Raw genomic sequence first — 1,129 nt, 5'->3', positions numbered from 1 at the left:
TAGCGTTCTCGATTGCTCTGTAAGCGATTGGGGTCAGCTCGTCACTGATCAAGCAGGGTAGGGTTGTTATGGGCTCCAGAAACAACACGTATTGTTCTAGTGCCTGAATGCGTTCAATGGGATCGACCTGTCCCTCTACGACGAGACAATAAATATCCCACGGACAATCCGTGGGAGGTTCAGCAACATGTGACCATGCCTCGTCTTCCGTAGAGCGCATCCAGTCAGCTAACGCGCTTAGCGCTTTTACTGCGCAGGCCATTATGTAGGCTGCATATGCATCGCGCTCCGAAGCTGAAGGGCAACTGCTGTACTGGCGAACCCAATGTGCAAGACGGTTTCTTTTGTCGGTTGAGGCGTACTGAAAAATGGCCTCTTCATGCATCGTCGTCTGTATACACATGCTGCTCATATCGCTGCTGATGTCGCCGTTCTGGATGCGTACGCAGCATTGATTGATTAGCTCGCATAGATCAGTGATCTGCTCATTGCAGAGCTCATAGAGCGGTTGGCCAGAGAGATATTGAAGCAGGCCGGCGGTTAGCGCCGTGTGCAAAATTGGGTGAGTTTCAATCATACCCATGGTTCTCTACGTGTAACGCTCTATCCCATGCCCTGCGAGTTGGATGCGTCTTCAGCGATATTTGCGCTCTGGCCCAGCTTGGAGAAATTTGGCCCGCAGCATGCGAGGGGCTTATTCTGGTGTTACACGAACGGCGTGCGTTACATCGTATGTACGGAAGGTCGTGCAAGAGTGTAACGGGATTGAAAGTCAATGAATCCGGGCGTTTGGCCGGCATCGTTACACGAGTTACACCTGTAACACGGATTTTGAAGGTGGTATGGATAAGTGCATTCATACCGCTTTTCCAAATTGTCCCTTGTTTACCTTTTCGCTTGCTAACGCATCAAGGTGATCTGCATACCACTGCATCATCTTCACTCGATGCTCAAGGTATTGAGCCTTGTTGTAGACCCCCGATATTCCCTCTTCTTTGTGAGCAAGCTGCGCTTCGACGTGCTCTTTCGGCCAGCCGTGTTCCCTGAGCAGAGTGCTGGCGGTGTGACGAGTACCATGACCAACCAATCGACCCTTGTAACCAATAGTCGCGAAGACCTTGTTGATGGT

The 1,129-nt window shown here is 51.0% G+C and carries 2 protein-coding genes; both read right to left on the bottom strand.

Going from position 1 to position 1,129, the window contains the following annotated elements:
• Positions 1–583 (bottom strand): hypothetical protein (locus HT737_RS30090; protein ID WP_182404639.1); only part of this gene is annotated, 583 nt, incomplete at its 3' end.
• A gap of 273 nt (positions 584–856) precedes the next feature.
• On the bottom strand, positions 857–1,129 hold a 273-nt coding region (locus HT737_RS30085; protein ID WP_182404638.1), incomplete at its 5' end, for a tyrosine-type recombinase/integrase.

Source organism: Pseudomonas sp. MD195_PC81_125, from assembly GCF_014060985.1.
GTDB classification, from domain to species: Bacteria; Pseudomonadota; Gammaproteobacteria; order Pseudomonadales; family Pseudomonadaceae; genus Aquipseudomonas; species Aquipseudomonas parakoreensis.
This window is presented reverse-complemented; position numbering and strand designations above follow the sequence as displayed.